General features: G+C 37.3%; 15 protein-coding genes and 1 pseudogene. 11 read left to right on the forward strand and 5 right to left on the reverse strand.

What is annotated here, in order from left to right; genetic code table 11:
* Window positions 1-139: 139 nt before the first annotated feature.
* Window positions 140-505, forward strand: a pseudogene (locus tag ACEN4N_RS05385) (VOC family protein); the annotation flags it as partial.
* Between the two features lie 84 nt (window positions 506-589).
* On the opposite strand, the gene ACEN4N_RS05390 reads toward ACEN4N_RS05385, so the two are convergent.
* The 4 genes from ACEN4N_RS05390 to ACEN4N_RS05405 all read right to left on the reverse strand — a co-directional run bounded on the left by ACEN4N_RS05390 (window position 590) and on the right by ACEN4N_RS05405 (window position 5,013).
* Window positions 590-778, reverse strand: a complete 189-nt coding sequence (locus tag ACEN4N_RS05390) for a nitroreductase family protein (protein WP_138405470.1) — start codon at window positions 776-778, stop codon at window positions 590-592.
* Window positions 779-799: 21 nt separating this feature from the next.
* Window positions 800-988, reverse strand: coding sequence for a hypothetical protein (locus ACEN4N_RS05395; protein WP_138405471.1), 189 nt, complete (start codon window positions 986-988; stop codon window positions 800-802).
* Window positions 989-1,325: 337 nt separating this feature from the next.
* A complete protein-coding gene (locus ACEN4N_RS05400; RefSeq protein ID WP_407093829.1) occupies window positions 1,326-2,753 on the reverse strand; it encodes a LysM peptidoglycan-binding domain-containing protein in 1,428 nt (475 codons plus the stop codon).
* A 619-nt stretch (window positions 2,754-3,372) separates the two neighbouring features.
* Window positions 3,373-5,013: a phosphoenolpyruvate carboxykinase (ATP) gene (locus ACEN4N_RS05405; protein WP_407089903.1), complete on the reverse strand. Its 1,641-nt coding sequence runs from the start codon at window positions 5,011-5,013 to the stop codon at window positions 3,373-3,375.
* 343 nt (window positions 5,014-5,356) lie between these two features.
* Here ACEN4N_RS05405 and ACEN4N_RS05410 point away from each other — a divergent pair, with 343 nt between their 5' ends.
* Together ACEN4N_RS05410 and ACEN4N_RS05415 are read left to right on the forward strand one after the other, a co-directional pair.
* A complete protein-coding gene (locus tag ACEN4N_RS05410; protein ID WP_138405099.1) occupies window positions 5,357-5,557 on the forward strand; it encodes a cold-shock protein in 201 nt (66 codons plus the stop codon).
* A 167-nt stretch (window positions 5,558-5,724) separates the two neighbouring features.
* Window positions 5,725-6,267, forward strand: a complete 543-nt coding sequence (locus ACEN4N_RS05415; RefSeq protein ID WP_407093830.1) for a GyrI-like domain-containing protein — start codon at window positions 5,725-5,727, stop codon at window positions 6,265-6,267.
* A gap of 161 nt (window positions 6,268-6,428) precedes the next feature.
* Here ACEN4N_RS05415 and ACEN4N_RS05420 read toward each other — a convergent pair whose 3' ends face one another.
* On the reverse strand, window positions 6,429-7,187 hold the full coding sequence (locus ACEN4N_RS05420; protein ID WP_138405100.1) for an NADPH-dependent oxidoreductase: 759 nt from the start codon (window positions 7,185-7,187) through the stop codon (window positions 6,429-6,431).
* Window positions 7,188-7,383: 196 nt separating this feature from the next.
* Between ACEN4N_RS05420 and dhaK the strand changes: the two genes are divergently transcribed.
* From dhaK to ACEN4N_RS05460, 8 genes are all read left to right on the forward strand, one after another.
* Window positions 7,384-8,376: a dihydroxyacetone kinase subunit DhaK gene (gene dhaK, locus ACEN4N_RS05425; protein WP_138405101.1), complete on the forward strand. Its 993-nt coding sequence runs from the start codon at window positions 7,384-7,386 to the stop codon at window positions 8,374-8,376.
* Between the two features lie 12 nt (window positions 8,377-8,388).
* Window positions 8,389-8,970, forward strand: a complete 582-nt coding sequence (dhaL, locus tag ACEN4N_RS05430; protein WP_407093831.1) for a dihydroxyacetone kinase subunit DhaL — start codon at window positions 8,389-8,391, stop codon at window positions 8,968-8,970.
* Window positions 8,970-9,344 carry a dihydroxyacetone kinase phosphoryl donor subunit DhaM gene (gene dhaM, locus ACEN4N_RS05435; protein WP_138405103.1) on the forward strand — a complete coding sequence of 125 codons (375 nt, stop codon included), beginning with the start codon at window positions 8,970-8,972 and terminating at the stop codon, window positions 9,342-9,344. The genes dhaL and dhaM overlap by 1 nt, the downstream gene beginning before the upstream one ends.
* Before the next feature lie 17 nt (window positions 9,345-9,361).
* Window positions 9,362-10,075, forward strand: a complete 714-nt coding sequence (locus tag ACEN4N_RS05440) for an MIP/aquaporin family protein (RefSeq protein ID WP_138405104.1) — start codon at window positions 9,362-9,364, stop codon at window positions 10,073-10,075.
* Between the two features lie 41 nt (window positions 10,076-10,116).
* Complete coding sequence (glpK, locus tag ACEN4N_RS05445; RefSeq protein WP_407089894.1) at window positions 10,117-11,634, forward strand: glycerol kinase GlpK; 1,518 nt, start codon at window positions 10,117-10,119, stop codon at window positions 11,632-11,634.
* Window positions 11,634-13,469 (forward strand): type 1 glycerol-3-phosphate oxidase, encoded by a 1,836-nt coding sequence (glpO, locus tag ACEN4N_RS05450; RefSeq protein ID WP_138405106.1) that lies wholly within the window; start codon window positions 11,634-11,636, stop codon window positions 13,467-13,469. The genes glpK and glpO overlap by 1 nt, the downstream gene beginning before the upstream one ends.
* Window positions 13,470-13,604: 135 nt before the next feature.
* Entirely contained in the window at window positions 13,605-14,900 is a 1,296-nt protein-coding gene (locus tag ACEN4N_RS05455; protein ID WP_407089893.1) for an alpha-amylase family glycosyl hydrolase, read from the forward strand.
* A gap of 116 nt (window positions 14,901-15,016) precedes the next feature.
* On the forward strand, window positions 15,017-16,264 hold the full coding sequence (locus ACEN4N_RS05460; protein ID WP_138405108.1) for an extracellular solute-binding protein: 1,248 nt from the start codon (window positions 15,017-15,019) through the stop codon (window positions 16,262-16,264).
* Window positions 16,265-16,274: the final 10 nt, after the last annotated feature.

The raw sequence follows: 16,274 nt of genomic DNA on the forward strand, positions 1-16,274 counted from the left end.
GTTCATCCGTGGTAAGATGGGTGTAGGTCATTTGTGGTCACTCCTTTGTATTCTTTGGTCGGAATTACAAGTTGAGTGTACCACAAATGGCTGTTTTAGTTGTCTAGCTTAATTTTACAATCGGCGTAATGAAGACGAAGCCGAAGATATCCACGAAAAAGTAAATTATAGTGAATTGTATATTAATGGTCAAAAGTTAACTCTGATGGATCATGGAATGGGCAGCGGCTTTAATTTCAATGAAGCTTATTCATTGATGATTCTGTGCGGTTCACAAGCGAAAGTCGATTATTACTGGGATAAACTATCCCATGATTCAGACTTCGAGCAATGTGGTTGGTTGAAAGACCAATTCGGTGTCCAGTGGCAAATAATGCCTGTGAGGTTTTATGAACTGATGAAAAATGGTTCAGAAGCAGAGCATTGGCGGGTCACACAAACGATGTTAAATATGAAAAAACTCGATATCGAAGCATTAGAATATACAATGTATGAGTTGAGTTAAGAAAAAGTGTTTCTCCAATTTGAGAAATTACCTTTGCTTGGTAGATAATTCACCGATAACACTCACACGTACTTCATCATCAATTTATTCTTTTTCGCCTGGAGTACCTTCGATTGAACCAAATGGCATTTGTGCAACCAGTTCGTATGAAGCAGGCAAGTTGAACATTTCTTTAACTGATTTATCAAAGCCTTGTTCAAAACCAATATTCATATGTTGTAAGCTAGCTCCTAAGTTTAATTCAGCTAAAGTAACCCACATTGAGAATTGCATATTTGCATCGTTATGAATTTTTTAGGTATCTGCACGAACACCTTCACCTAGACCAGCTTTAACTGCATTACGGTCTTCGAAGAAGAAGATTGTAACTACTGCGCCTTTAGCACCTTCCATAACACCTGAGAATATATCCCACATCGCACTTTGCATAACATCTTTTTGAACTTCTAAGATATGGTCCCAGAATTTTATCGTTTTCTTCACCAAATAATACAACTAAACGAGTTGTTTGACTGTTACTTGCAGAAGGAGTTTCTCTTGCTACTTCGTGAAAGCGACTAATAATTTCCTCTTTTGTTAAATCTGTTTGAATCAAAGATATCGATATTAGAATATTAATTGAAAATATTAAACTCGAATTCAACATAAAATCTAATATTAGGTTATGATAGCTATTTTGTTAACTTTATTTCATACGTTTCTAAATTTCAAAAACTTACGTATAATTTTTTTGAATTCATTTTTTAGTATTATAATGAAAGGATAATATTATAATTAAATAAAAAAATACTCCCTCTCGGGAGTATTTCATTGCTATAAACTATTTAGGTTGGAAGTATAGAACAAAACTTCCTTTAAAGTAATTCACAAAATAATTTATGTGTTCATTATAATCAAAATTCTCTTCAGCATAAGTTACTGCACTGTTAACTGTTGGAAAATATTTTTTCACTAAAGTCATGCCAGGCATATAAGCAAGGTCACCAGGTTTGGGTGCAACAAATTCAGGCGTTTCTGGATCTTCATCAGAACCATCTGGGATGAGTAATACGTCCCCGATTTGTAGGTTGTTGTTTGTTAGACTGTTCGCATCTTTAATCGCTTCTATAGTTGTCCCAAAATGTTGTGCGATTTTGTATAAATAATCTCCCGCTTGAACAGTGTAGTAAGTTTCAGACGGCGTTTCTTCTTCGTCGTCATTTTCTTCAGAACCGTCAGGGATAAGTAATACATCGCCAATTTGTAGGTTGTTGTTAATTAATTCGTTCGCATCTTTAATCGCTTCGACAGTCGTTCCGAATTGTTGCGCGATTTTGTAAAGGTAATCTCCTGCTTGAACAGTGTAGTAAGTTTCAGACGGCGTTTCTTCATCGTCGTCATCTTCAGAACCGTCGGGGATAAGTAATACGTCCCCAATTTGTAGGTTGTTGTTAGTTAAATCGTTCGCATCTTTAATCGCTTCGACAGTCGTTCCGAATTGTTGCGCGATTTTGTAAAGGTAATCTCCTGCTTGAACTGTGTAATAAGTTTCAGACGGCGTTTCTTCTTCGTCATCTTCCTCAGAACCGTCCGGGATAAGTAATACGTCCCCAATTTGTAGGTTATTGTTAGTTAAATCGTTCGCATCTTTAATCGCTTCGACAGTCGTTCCGAATTGTTGTGCGATTTTGTATAAGTAATCTCCTGCTTGAACTGTGTAGTAAGTCTCAGACGGCGTTTCTTCGTTACTATCGTCGTCATCTTCTTCAGCAGAATCAGAAGGTATGAATAAGACATCACCGATTTGAAGGTTATTACTTACAAGGTTATTAGCTTCTATTAAATCTTCAGTTGTGATTCCAAAGCGATTTGCAATTTTATATAAGTAATCTCCTGGTTTAACTACATAATAATGACCATTTTCCGAAGTAGGTTGAACGGTTTGTGTTTCGTCTACCGTAGTATCAATCTCTTCATTAGTCGTTTCGTCAGTGATTTCAGAAGAAGTTTCTTCTTCTGGAGTTTCCTCATTAGGAGATTGAACAATTAATTGATCTCCGATTTGTAAATCATTTGATGATAAATTATTCCATTCAATCAATTCATCTACTGTCACATCGTATTGAGGTGCAATATTATATAAATACTCCCCAGCTTCAACTGTATGAGTTGTTTGTTGAGCCTGAACATTCAGTGGGGCAACGCCTAATACTGCTACTACCGCCAATGCACTCATTGACGATGTTAAAATTTTTCTTTGTAATTCCATTTCTATTGCTCCTTTTCTTAAATTGTATTTTTACATAAATATTACGCAACCGTTACATTCATGTTAACTATAATACAGGATAATGTCAATGGATAACCTTGAAAACTCTTACATTTTTCTTAAACTTCTTAAATAATTCATAAATATTAACCGATCATAGGATTTTAGATGAATTTGAATGGGGAAAGAGGGGGCGGGATTCCAATTTCCCCTGTCACAGAATGACGCGTCCCGGTAGCTGTCTAATTTCCCGTGTCACTCCATGACCAGTCCTGTTAACCGTCTAATCTCCCATGTCACTCCATGACCAGTCCCGTTAACCGTCTAATTTCCCTTGTCACTAGATGACCAGTCCCGTTAACCGTCTAATTTCCCTTGTCACTAGATGACCAGTCCCGTTAACCGTCTAATTTCCCGTGTCACTCCATGACCCGTCCTGTTAACCGTCTAATTTCCCCTGTCACAGAATGACCTGTCCCGTTAACCGTCTAATTTCCCCTGTCACAGAATGACCTGTCCCGTTAACCGTCTAATTCCCCCAGTCATCACATGACCTGTCCCATTAACCAAAAAACCCCATTGCCATTCACAGGCAATGGGGGAATAACCAAATCCAAACCTAGCTTAATGAATCAACTAACTCTTTTAGCGCTTGAGTAATTTCTTCAGGTAAGCTATCTTCAGGATTTTCTTTGTTGTAATTTTGAATGTAGTCTAATCGAACTTGCATTCTGGCTTTTAATAATTTTGTATATTCAGGATCATCGAATGGAACAGGGAACTTATCTAATGGAAGGTACTCGAAACTTTTGATTGGTCCAAAGTTTTCAAATTCACCTTTGCCTTCAACAATTGCTTCAATAACACCGAGGGAATCTTCAGGAGTTACTTTTTCACCAAGGAATTCACCTGTGTTAATGATGTAGGCATCTACGCCGTCTTCGAATAATGACTTAAATTTGTCAAAATCTTCTACTAATGGATATGCCCGAAATGGATTTGCGTAAGGTTCAATAACTAATTGGTCTAAACTATCTGTTGTATTCTCAGCACTTGTTCGTTTTGTAGCTAAAGTACAACCAAAGGTTGATGCAAGTAGTGGATCTGTTATTTTAACTAAAGGTGGTAATGCGTCATCTTTCATAATCCAGTAGATAGCATTAATTGGATCTTCAATCTTATCAACCCGGTTAGGTGTCGAATATCTAGACTTAACAGTACGGCCATTCCCATTTCGAATATCTTCAGTGACAAGCACGCGTTCATTATTTTCATTTAATGTAACTCCAACGTTTTGAACAGTGACAAAATAATCTTGTTCCACATGTCCAGCAGGGTAGTCACTTGTCTTATCAAAGTATGATGGCTCTAAAGCGACAGATGAACCGTCTTCAGTACTAATAATAAATGAATCGTCATGAAGGACTTCGATTTCGTATTTGTCGTCGTGTTTGGCATGAGTTAAAGTAGATTTTCCTGAACCAGACAGTCCAAAGAAAGAAGCAACATGATTTTCGTTGTCTTTTGACTTAAATTTCTTTAAACCACCATGACAAGCCACGTATTTATTACGATGAGCAGATGCCCAAGCTAGTGTTAACGTTCCTTTTTTAATTTCACCAAAGTAGTTCATACCTAAGATACAGGCAGCATTTTGATCTGCATCAATATATGATAAGCCCAGAGGATAATCAGGATGGGTCCAATCAGGATCAAAGAAAATATAAATATCATTCTCGTCATATTCCTTAGAGTTTTGGTAACGATTTGCATACGTATCATTTAAGATCTGGAAGTTCATTAACCAAGAATACATATTATTACTTTCTTTTTCAGGCATTGTAATGTGAGCGCGCACCATAAAGTCTTCATCTAAACCAACGATACCGGTTGATTTGATAAAGGGTCTAAAGCTCGCATCGTAAATCGCCTCACGAACAATAGGGAAGAGTTCTTTATCTTCCTTTGAATCTAATCCGACGATTCGTCGGGCCTGTGCAGTTCTACCTACTGTTGCACCATCATTTACAAGTAAAATATTTGCGTCTTGCGGCAATTCTAATTCCTCAGCATGTTTAACGTTAGCATCTAATACAATTGTTTGCGGTGCATTTTTAGCCAATTCATACGCTTCTTTGACAGAAGTAATTTCTCGTGTATTATTTGAATAAAAGGCAGTTTCAACAGTTGTCTTTAAAGAAGAGAAGTGCGGTTTACTTTTGCGAATAGTTTCAGTCGAGTGATTCCTAATAGTTCCCATAATTACCAACCTTTCAAATTTTATTTAAATAATATTGCTGACATAAAGAAACGTAAGCATTAGAACATTCCTATATAAATATATTATATCCCTGTTCAAGTCTTTTGTTAAGCGTTTTCACTTATTTCAGTCAGAAACACAGCTTATAAACAGAATTATAAAAAGTTAAAACTATTTTGTTAAAAAGCTTTACATTTTCTAGATCCAATGTTATAGTATTAATTGTAGTATTATTAGTTAACAAATTAATTGGCTTTTTATTCATTTTAGATTAAATCCAACAATTTTAAAACGATATATTGCAAATACAACGTGCATAGAGCACACATGGAGGAAATTTTTTATGAATACAGGTACAGTTAAATGGTTTAACGCAGACAAAGGTTTCGGATTTATCGAACGCGAAAATGGTGGAGATGTTTTTGCACATTTCTCAGCTATCCAAGGTGATGGGTTCAAAACTTTAGAAGAAGGACAACAAGTTTCTTTTGATATCGAAGAAGGACAACGTGGAGAGCAAGCGACTAACATCGTTAAACTATAATTCACATTAAAAATTCAGGGCAGCCTAGCAATAGGCTGCTTTTTTATTTTGTAATAATTTCCTAGATGCAACACTCTGTGTATTAGAAATATCAAGTGGAATCCAAAGATACTCGTTATTATATAGAGGTGAGGAAGAATACAATGTTACAGATGTTGTATTAAGATTTGGTTATCAATCCGTGGAGGGTTTTTCTAGAGCCTTTCGGGAGTGGAGTGATTATCTTCCTTCCGAAGTCATTAAGAATAACATTCAAGAAGTCGTATTTTAAACTCACATTCTATATAGATATTCGAGGAGGTGAAACAATAGAATTTAAAAACGATCATAAAGAAGCGTTTAATATCGTTGGTGTTAAGGCGACAGTACCCATTCAATTTGAAGGTGAAAATAACCATATTGCCAATTTAGCTAAGTTCATTACAAAACAACAAAAAGCAGAAATTCACCAACTAACAGGATTGTATCCAAATCAAGTCGTCAACGCATCATATAAGTTTGATGGCAAAGGATTTGATGAAAAAGGGGAACGCACTCATATGATTGACTTTTTAACTACAGAGGACAATACCTTTGGGGATTTAGAACAAGTAAATGTCGAAAAACATACGTGGGTAATATTTCCAAATAAAGGATCTTTCCTAAAACATTGCAAGATACATGGGCGGAGATATATTCTGAATGGTTACCATCATCGAAATTTGAGTTAGTCGAAGCGCCTGAAATTACGTTTACACAATTTGATCGTTCCCAAGATAATGTTTATAGCGAAACTTGGTTTGCAGTTTAAAAAAATAGAACCATCAAATTCACACAAAAATAGTCCCAGTCTTTCAATCAATTAGTAAGACTGGGGCTATTTTTGTACCAATTATTCATCAACCATTAAATCAAAGCACTGCTTCTCTACATCTTGCAGCAATTTTTGACGCAATGGATTCGGTTTGCTTAATTTACGAACTACATGATCTGTATGTGTATCAGACCGACAATTTTTATCACGAGTATCATGATAATACGACATCTCATCATCATAATCTTTCAGTTGAGTAATTATATCAGCCACATAAGGATATGAATTTTCTCCTACTTTATATTTAAGGTCCATTCTCGGTTTTAATTGAGGATTATCATCAGGATAACCAAACAACATGCCAACCATGGGAAACGTTAATTCAGGTAGCTCTAAGATATCGATAATTTCTTGCGGGTCATTTAGAATACTTCCTAAGTAAACTGCGCCGAGATCGTATGATTCAATTGCGGTCGTCAAATTTTGTGCAGCTAAGTATGCATCCGCAACTCCTTGGAAAAAGATATCCATCGTTCGGTAACTCTCACCATTATAGCCTTTCTCCTGAGCAATTTGCTTCATACGGAAAGTATCCACCACAAAGATTAATAATTCAGGTGCTTCAGCTACATAAGCTTGTTTACAGACTTCAGCGATTTGGTCCTTTTTCGCTTGGTCCGTGACGCGAATCACAGAATATGTTTGCATTCCAGAACTTGTCGCTGTCCGGTTCATAATCGTGAATAGCTTATTTCTTAAGTCGGAATCAACTGGCTTATTTTTAAAGAAGCGGATTGTTCTGTGTTCTAATTGATGCTTCGTTGTATAATTTTGCATTTACTAATGACCTCTTTCTTCTAAATATTGGGATAATTGTAGCATAAATATTTTCATAAGACGTTTGCGAAGCTTAGAAGTCTGCCTTAAGGTTCACATAAATAAGTTTAATAAGTGAGAATGGTTGAAATAATTGATATAAGCGTTTTCATCTAGTAAGATTAAGGCATCAAAAGAATAAGGAGAGTGCCGTTTCATGAAGAAAATTATGAATGATCCGAGTCAAATTGTTGATGAAATGTTAGATGGTTTAGCATATGCGCACAATGACATTGTAGAAAGATTATCTGGGTTTGATGTTATCACTCGGACTTCTGAGAAAAAGAATCGAGTGGCGGTTGTATCAGGTGGTGGCGCAGGTCATGAGCCATCGCATGCAGGTTTTGTTGGTGAAGGTATGTTATCAGCAGCAGTGAGTGGTCCAGTATTCACTTCCCCAGCACCAGATCAAATTCTAGAAGCAATTAAAGCAGCAGATGAAGGCGCAGGAGTTTTCTTAGTAATCAAAAATTACTCAGGAGACGTTATGAACTTCGAAATGGCACAAGAGTTAGCAGAGATGGAAGATATCGACGTTGAAACAATTATTGTTGACGATGACATCGGTGTAGAAGACTCGCTATATACACAAGGTAAACGTGGGGTAGCGGGAACGGTCTTAGTACATAAAGTGGTTGGATATTTTGCTGATCAAGGAAAATCATTAGCAGAAATCAAAGAAATCGCGGATGCACTTGTACCAAATATTCATACAATTGGTCTAGCTTTAACAGGAGCAACAACACCTGAAGGTGGTAAGCCAAGCTTCAATTTAGCAGACGATGAAATTGAATATGGTGTTGGTATTCATGGTGAGCCAGGATATCGTTCTGAAAAGTTAAAACCTTCAAAAGACTTAGCTGAAGAATTAGTCACTAAATTATTAGAATCATTCGAAATTAAAGAGAATGAGACGATTGGTGTCTTTGTTAACGGAATGGGTGGAACGCCATTAATGGAGCAATATGTATTCATGAATGATGTTCGTGCATTACTTGAAGATAAAAATATTGATGTTCGCTTCAAAAAAGTCGGCGACAACATGACGTCTCTAGAGATGCAGGGACTTTCATTAACATTGATTAAGTTCAAAGACGAGAAATGGTTAGAAGCATTAAATGCACCAGCGAAAACAATTGCTTGGAAATAGGAGAGATGGTTTATGGAATTAGAAGTAGTATTAAAATGGATGGAACTTTTCAATGAAAAAGTTCAAGCAGAAAAAGTTAAATTAACAGAACTAGACACACCTATTGGAGATGCAGACCATGGGAATAATATGTCCCGTGGAATGAAAGCTGTTATGGAAGGCTTGGAAACCAATCAACCAGAAACAGCAGCAGACGCTTTAAAAGTGGTAGCAAAAAATCTCTTGAGTAAAGTCGGAGGGTCTGCGGGACCTTTATATGGTTCTGCAATTTTAGCTCTAGCTAAAGGTGTGCAAAATGAAGCAGATTTGGCAGAGTCAATGAATGATGGATTGGAGTCAATAAAAAAACGTGGTAAATCCACTGAAGGCGAAAAGACAATGATTGATACATGGTCACCCGTTGTGAAAGCACTCAAAGAAGGAACTTTAACTTCTAAAGTGATCCAAGATGCCGTTGAGAATACAAAAGATATGAAAGCAACGAAAGGAAGAGCTTCCTACGTTGGCGAGCGTTCAATTGGACATATTGATCCTGGTGCATACTCCTCAGGATTATTATTTGAAGCATTTATAGAAGCAGGAGGCATAGAATAATGTCGGAATATGGAATTGTCATTATGTCACATTCGAAAGATATAGCTCAAGGAATTCATAATTTATTAGATGAAGTAGCGAAAGATGTCAGTATTACCCATGCTGGCGGAGACGAAGATGGCGAGATTGGAACAACGTTTGACGCCGCTTCAGAGATGATTGAAAAGAATCCAAAAGATAAACTGCTCGCGTTTTTTGATCTTGGAAGTGCAAAGATGAATTTAGAAATGGCAGTTGAAATGTCAGATAAAGAAGTGAAAGTATATGAAGTTCCAGTAGTTGAAGGAGCATATACAGCCGGTGCACTATTACAAGCAGAGGCAGACATAGAAGTAATTGAAGCACAGCTTGATGAGTTAAAAATAAACAAATAATAAAATGGAGGTAGGCAATGATGGATTTTGTAGGAGAATTATTAGGGACGTTTATATTGGTATTATTAGGTAATGGTGTTGTTGCAGGTAATGTGTTAAAAGGAACTAAGGGCGAAAACACAGGTTGGATTATGATTACACTTGGTTGGGGTCTTGCGGTAACTTTAGGGGTACTTGTGTCAGGTTTCTATAGTCCAGCTCACTTAAACCCAGCAGTTTCGATTGCTTTCGCAGTCTTAGGACAAGTATCTTGGGGTACAGCATTTATGTATATTATTGCTCAAATGATTGGGGCAATGTTAGCGCAAGTCGTTGTTTGGTTACAATATTTACCACATTGGGATATGACACCAGATCCAGAAACTAAATTAGCCGCATTCTCAACAGCACCCGCTGTTCGTGATACAACGTCAAACTTCATTGGTGAAGTTGTTGGTACAGCAGTCCTAGTGATTGGTGTAATGGCAATGGGACCAAATAACTTATCATCAGGTTTTGGACCATTCGTCGTTGGTGCAATTGTAGCTTCCATCGGACTTTCACTTGGTGGAACAACCGGTTATGCGATTAACCCAGCTCGTGACTTAGGGCCACGTATCGTTTATCAATTCTTACCAATGAAAAACAAAGGAAACGCTGACTGGGGCTATGCTTGGATTCCAGTATTAGGACCAATCGTTGGTGGTATCGTTGGAGGTCTAATTTATAATCTAGTTTTAGCAGGAATTTAATTTTTTGAGACGCATTGAGATTAAAAAAGGAGAGAATATGAATGGCTGAAAAATATATTATGTCAATCGACCAAGGGACAACAAGTTCACGTGCAATTATTGTTAATAAAAAAGGTGAAATCGTTGGAAGTGGCCAGGAAGAATTCGAACAAATTTACCCACAAAGTGGTTGGGTAGAGCATGATGCGAATAAGATTTGGAACAATGTACAAGCGGTAATTTCAAAAGCAATTATTGAAAGTGAATTACAACCAAAAGACATTGAAGCCATCGGTATCACAAATCAACGTGAAACGACTGTCATCTGGGATAAAGAAACTGGAAAACCAATCTACAATGCTATTGTGTGGCAATCTCGTCAAACGGCTTCAATCGCTAATCAATTAATTAAAGATGGACACACAGATATGATTCAAGGCAAAACTGGATTAGTCATCGATGCGTACTTCTCAGCAACTAAAGTTCGTTGGATTCTTGATAAAGTTGATGGCGCACAAGAACGCGCTGAAAACGGCGAATTATTATTCGGAACAATTGATTCATGGTTAGTTTATAAATTAACTGGTGGAGACGTTCACGTCACGGACTATTCAAACGCAGCTCGTACGATGTTATTTAATATTCATGATCTAAAATGGGATGAGGAAATCCTAGAGTTATTAAATATTCCAACCTCAATGCTTCCAGAAGTTAAATCAAACTCTGAAGTTTATGGATACACTAAGACATATCATTTCTATGGAAAAGAAGTGCCAATCGCAGGGATGGCAGGGGACCAACAAGCAGCCTTATTTGGACAAATGGCTTTTGAACCAGGTATGGTTAAAAATACTTACGGAACAGGTTCATTTATGATTATGAATACGGGTGAAGAAGCTAAAGCTTCTGAGAACAACTTAATTACTACAATTGGTTACGCCATTGATGGTAAAGTGCACTATGCATTAGAAGGATCGATCTTCGTTACTGGAGCAGCGATTCAATGGTTACGTGATGGTCTTGAGTTATTCAAAGAATCACCAGAAACTGAAGAGATGGCATATAAATCAAAAAGTGAAGATGAAGTATATCTAGTGCCGGCATTTACTGGTTTAGGTGCGCCGCATTGGAACTCAGCAGCTCGTGGTTCAGTTTATGGCTTAACGCGCGGTACTACTAAAGAAGATTTAGTTAAAGCAACATTACAGTCAATTGCTTATCAATCACGTGACGTATTAGAAACAATGAAGAAAGATACTGGTTTAGAGATTGAGGAATTACGTGTTGATGGTGGGGCAGCAATGAACCAATACTTAATGCAATTCCAATCTGATATTGCGAACGTAAAAGTTGTACGTGCAAAATTATTAGAAACGACTGCTCTAGGTTCAGCTTACTTAGCTGGTTTAGCTGTAGGTTATTGGAAAGACCAAGAAGAATTGAAACAATTAATTGAAGTCGGGGAAACATTCGAACCCGATATGGCAGAAGACAATCGTGAAGCTTTATATGAAGGATGGGAAAATGCAGTAGACGCAACAATATATTATGCTAAGAAATCTCAAGGAGGAGATGAGTAGTGGCAGTTCTATCATATCGCTCAAGATCTGAAGTAATTGAACAGTTACAAGCAGATACATTTGATTTAGTAATCATTGGTGGCGGTATTACTGGGGCTGGACTGGCGGTACAAGCAGCGGCGAGTGGAATGAAGACGGCCTTGCTCGAAATGCAAGATTTTTCTGAAGGAACAAGTAGCCGTTCAACGAAATTAGTACATGGTGGCTTACGTTACTTGAAGCAATTTGATGTAGAAGTTGTATCTGAAACAGTTCAGGAACGTGCAGTTGTTCAAGGCATTGCACCGCACATACCGAAACCAGATCCAATGTTACTACCATTATATGACGAACCAGGCGCATCTTTTTCTCAATTAGAGTTAGAAGTGGCGATGGATTTATATGACCGTTTAGCTGGTGTCGAAGAGACGGACTTTGCGAATAAACTCTTAACAAGAGAAGAGGTTATCGAAAGACAACCAAACTTGGCTAAAGAAAATTTAATTGGCGGTGGATTTTACTTAGACTATCGTAATAATGATGCACGCTTAGTTATTGAAAACATTAAGCAAGCCCATGAAGATGGTGCAGCGGTCTTAAGTCGGGCAAAAGTGACAGGCTTTGAATATAATAATCAACAAAGAATTCAGTCTGTCGTTGTTAAAGATATGTTGAGTCAAGAATCATTTAAAGTGAAAAGTCAGTTAGTTATTAATGCAACCGGACCATGGAGTGATACAATTCGAGCACTTGATACGGAAGTTGACACAACACCTCAAATGCGCCCAACTAAAGGGATTCATTTGGTGGTCGATGCTAAGAAGCTACCTGTTAATTCACCCGTATACTTTGATAGTGGTGAAGGTGACAAACGAATGGTATTCGTACTACCAAGAGAAACTAAAACGTATTTTGGAACAACCGATACAGATTATGATGGTGATTTAAAACACCCTCAAGTCAGCTTACATGACGTTGAGTATTTACTTGAGATTGTGAATCGACGTTTTCCAGATGCGAAGATTACAATTGATGATATTGAAGCGAGTTGGGCAGGTCTAAGACCACTCATTTCAGGAAACAGTGGATTGGATTATAATGGTGGGCATAATGGAGCTTTATCAGATGAAAGTTTTGACGAATTAGCTTTATTATTTACTGAATATAATGAAGGAAGAGTACCAAGAGCCGAAGTTGAGAAGGGAATTCGTGACGCGAATCGTAATAATGCAGAGTCTGGAAACGACCCATCCGCAATTTCTCGTGGAAGTGATTTATCTGTTAGTGAGTCTGGACTTCTGACACTTGCTGGCGGTAAGATTACTGACTACCGTAAAATGGCCGAAGGCGCGATGAAAGTCATTATCGATACTTTAAACAAAAAGACCGATAGAGAATTTACTTTAATTGATTCCAAAGCGTATCAAGTGTCTGGTGGACATTTTGATAAAATGCGCGTGGATAAATCAATCGCAGACTTTGCTAAATTATATGAAGAAGCTGGTCTGAATTCAGAAGAGGCTGATTACTTAGCGAATTTATACGGATCGAATGCGAAACGTGTATTAGAATATTTAGATCAAGCCAAAGAATATGCAGATAAATTATCATTGCCAGTTAAAGATGCGATGAGTTTACTCTATGCAATTCATGAAGAAGCTAACCTAACAAGTGAAGACTTCTTCTTAAGACGGACAAACTACATGCTCTTTAGAACGGATGAGATGCATCCCTTAGTTGACCCAGTCCAAGCAATCATTACTGAAGAGTTAGAATTAAGTTCAGAAGAAAGTGAAAGACAAGCCAAAGAATTAGAAGAATCAATGAGAGAACATGCACTCGAAGATTTAAAATAGTCAAACTCATACATCCCCTTTGTAAAGATTATAACTCAAGTTAATTATATTTTAATTAACATTTCACTTTACAAAAGGGGATTGTTTTTGTATATTTTATGCAAACGTTTTACTAAATGAAGAAAGGAAGATTGAATGGCAAAACAAACAAGTATTAACTTAAGAAAGTCTGTAATTTACAGTATCTTTGTTAGAAATTTCACTGAAGAAGGTACATTCAAAGCAGTCGTTTCTGAGTTAGATCGAATCAAAGATTTAGGCACAGATATCGTCTGGTTTCTCCCGATGTATCCTATAGGTGAGGAGAGCCGCAAAGGGGAAGATGGCTCACCATATGCGATTAAAGATTACCGCAGTGTCGACCCAAATTACGGTACTATGGAGGACTTTGAAGAATTAATTGAAGAAATCCACAATCGTGGAATGAAAGTTATGATAGATATTGTCTATAATCATACGTCGCCTGATTCTATCCTTGCTAATGAACACCCTGATTGGTTTTATAAAACAGCCGAAGGTCATTTTGGAAACCGAGTCGGTGATTGGAGTGATATTGTCGATTTAGACTATAAGCATCCTGACCTATGGAATTACCAAATTGAAACACTAGAACAATGGGTTAAACGTGGTGTAGATGGCTTTAGATGTGATGTTGCACCTTTAGTGCCGATTGAGTTTTGGTTACAAGCACGTGAAGCCGTAGAGGAAATAAATTCAGAAGTGATTTGGTTATCCGAATCAGTCCATCCTGGTTTTATTCGAGAATTAAGATCAAAAGATATGATTGCACTAAGTGACAGTGAAATTTATCAAGCCTTTGATATGACTTATGACTATGATGTTCATGATCATTTTGAACTATATTTAGAAGGCAAGATTGATATCGAAGCGTATATCGAACGTCTTAAAGTACAAGATTACACGTATCCTTGGAATTATGTGAAGATGAGAAACTTAGAAAACCATGACCACTTACGAATTAGACATCGTATCCCAAAAGACAGTGAATTAATGCAGTGGACAGCCTTCACCTTTATGCAAAAAGGATCGTCACTGATTTATAACGGACAAGAAGTATTAGCCGAGATGACACCAAGTTTATTTGACCGTGATCCAATTGCTTGGGATAGCGGACATGACATTAGCGAGTTTTTAGCTAAGTTAGCCCAAATTCAGAAAGAATTTGTTCCCTTAGATGGTTTATATTCACTTGAAGCAGATAATGAGACAAATACAGTGACTTTAAATTATAAAAATGCTCAACAAACTTTCTATGGAGTATTTAACTTAAAAGACTCAGAAGGATCCATCGATTTCCCAGTCGCAGATGGCGAATATACGAATTTAATATCAGATGAAAAAGTAACAATTACAGACGGAAAGCTAGATATAGCCAATACGCCGCTGGCTTTACTTGTGAATAATTACTAATTATGAAATAAATGTGAATTTTTTAGTTGAAAACGCTTGATTAATGCAAACGATTGCGGTATTATAATTGTAGTAATTAAAGCGTTTACACAAACGCAAAAATAGGAGGAAAATCAATGAAATTTGATTGGAAAAAAATTGTTACTGGTGCTACAACTGCAATTCTAGGAGCATCTGTCGCTGCAAGTGTATTACTACCTGCACAGGAAGTATTAGCACAAGAGGAAACACTCATTATCTCTGCCGCTGGTCATTATGACTATGTTATTGAAAATATCGAAGCTTTTGAAGAAGAGCATGGTGTAAGTGTTGAAGTTTGGGACACAGATATGTTCGAAGTATTAGATGGTTTAGCATTAGATGGACCTGCTGGAACAGGAGCGGACGTAGTTATCGCACCTTATGACCGTATTGGTTCATTAGGTATGCAAGGTTTAATCCAACCTGTGACTCTGAATGAGGATGCTGGCTACAATGAGACAGATCAGCAACAAGTAACTATGGACGGTCAAATTTATGGAGCGCCAACTGTTATTGAAACATTAGTAATGTTCTACAATACAGAATTATTAGATGCTGCCCCTGAAACATTTGAAGAATTAGAAGCGATTTCTCAAGATGAGCGTTTCGCATTTGAAGATGAAGAAGGACGTAACGTTGGCTTCTTAACTAACTGGGTTGACTTCTATATGACTTATGGTCTATTGGCTGGTTACGGTGGATATGTATTTGGTGAAGATGGAACAAATACTGAAGACATTGGATTAAATAATGAAGGCGCTATCGAAGCTATTGAATACGCAACAAACTGGTACCAAAACACTTGGCCACAAGGTATGTTAGACGTAACTAGTGCTACAGACTTCATTAACCAATCATTCATGGAAGGTAATACTGCTGCAGTAATTACTGGACCTTGGATGGCAAATGATTTCAATAACTCTGGAATTCCTTATGCTACTACAACAATCCCAACATTACCTAATGGTGAAGAATACAAACCATTTGGTGGAGGGAAAGCATGGGCAGTCTCAGCCTTTACTGAAAAAACTGAATTAGCACAAGAGTTCTTAAACTGGGTAACTAGTGAAGAGCAACAAACAATTATGTACGAACGCTTAGGCGAAATTCCTGCGAACCAAGTAGCTCGTGAGCAAGCAGCTCAATCAGACAGCGAGTTAACAGCAGCTGTAATTGAAGTATATGAAAACGCAGTACCAATGCCAAATATCCCTCAAATGGCCGAGGTATGGGTAGGAGCTGAAAGTTTAATGTTTGATGCAGCTTCCGGAACTAAAACTGCAGAAGAATCGGCAAACGATGCAGTTGAGTTAATTACGCAAACAATTCAACAAAATTATTAATACTGAAATT

The sequence above is a fragment of the Ruoffia sp. FAM 20857 genome (genome assembly GCF_045528645.1).
In the GTDB taxonomy this organism is placed as follows: domain Bacteria; phylum Bacillota; class Bacilli; order Lactobacillales; family Aerococcaceae; genus Ruoffia; species Ruoffia halotolerans.

Excerpts from the sequence above, each read along its gene's own strand:
- ACEN4N_RS05390 (WP_138405470.1), bottom strand. The coding sequence starts at position 778 with ATGCAATTCTCAATGTGGGTTACTTTAGCTGAATTAAACTTAGGAGCT.
- ACEN4N_RS05400 (WP_407093829.1), bottom strand. The coding sequence starts at position 2,753 with ATGGAATTACAAAGAAAAATTTTAACATCGTCAATGAGTGCATTGGCG.
- ACEN4N_RS05405 (WP_407089903.1), bottom strand. The coding sequence starts at position 5,013 with ATGGGAACTATTAGGAATCACTCGACTGAAACTATTCGCAAAAGTAAA.
- ACEN4N_RS05410 (WP_138405099.1), top strand. The coding sequence starts at position 5,357 with ATGAATACAGGTACAGTTAAATGGTTTAACGCAGACAAAGGTTTCGGA.
- ACEN4N_RS05420 (WP_138405100.1), bottom strand. The coding sequence starts at position 7,187 with ATGCAAAATTATACAACGAAGCATCAATTAGAACACAGAACAATCCGC.
- dhaK (WP_138405101.1), top strand. The coding sequence starts at position 7,384 with ATGAAGAAAATTATGAATGATCCGAGTCAAATTGTTGATGAAATGTTA.
- dhaL (WP_407093831.1), top strand. The coding sequence starts at position 8,389 with ATGGAATTAGAAGTAGTATTAAAATGGATGGAACTTTTCAATGAAAAA.
- dhaM (WP_138405103.1), top strand. The coding sequence starts at position 8,970 with ATGTCGGAATATGGAATTGTCATTATGTCACATTCGAAAGATATAGCT.
- ACEN4N_RS05440 (WP_138405104.1), top strand. The coding sequence starts at position 9,362 with ATGATGGATTTTGTAGGAGAATTATTAGGGACGTTTATATTGGTATTA.
- glpK (WP_407089894.1), top strand. The coding sequence starts at position 10,117 with ATGGCTGAAAAATATATTATGTCAATCGACCAAGGGACAACAAGTTCA.
- ACEN4N_RS05455 (WP_407089893.1), top strand. The coding sequence starts at position 13,605 with ATGGCAAAACAAACAAGTATTAACTTAAGAAAGTCTGTAATTTACAGT.
- ACEN4N_RS05460 (WP_138405108.1), top strand. The coding sequence starts at position 15,017 with ATGAAATTTGATTGGAAAAAAATTGTTACTGGTGCTACAACTGCAATT.